We start from the raw sequence: 397 nt of genomic DNA, 5'->3' as shown, positions 1-397 counted from the left end.
CCTGCGCATCCTGCGCTTTTTCCGATTCTTTGCCTGGTATGGCGACGGTCGACCCGACGCCGAAGGGTTGAAGGCCTGCGCGCGGCTGAAGGACGGGCTCGGCCAGCTCTCGGCGGAGCGCATCTGGTCTGAACTGAAGAAGCTCCTGTCGGCGCCGGACCCGTCACGCGCTCTTTTATGGATGCGTCAGGCCGGCGTGCTTACCAGCGTTCTGCCGGAAAGCGAGAAATGGGGCATCGACGCCATCCATGGGCTGATCCGGACCGAGAGGGACCTGGGCTGGACAGCCGACCCGCTGCTTAGGCTGGAAGCCATGGTGCCGCCTGATGCGGCGCGGCTGAAGACGCTTGCCGGAAGACTGAAGTTTTCCGCAGCCGAGGCGGAGCGGCTGCGGCAT

At 65.2% G+C, this 397-nt stretch carries 1 pseudogene; it reads left to right on the top strand.

Annotated elements, in window-relative coordinates:
- Positions 1–397: pseudogene (locus EOA33_RS38595) on the top strand (CCA tRNA nucleotidyltransferase); the annotation flags it as partial.

Source organism: Mesorhizobium sp. M4A.F.Ca.ET.050.02.1.1, from assembly GCF_003997725.1.
Lineage (GTDB): Bacteria > Pseudomonadota > Alphaproteobacteria > Rhizobiales > Rhizobiaceae > Mesorhizobium.
Note: the sequence above shows the minus strand (reverse complement) of the source record. Positions and strands in the feature narration are given on the sequence as shown.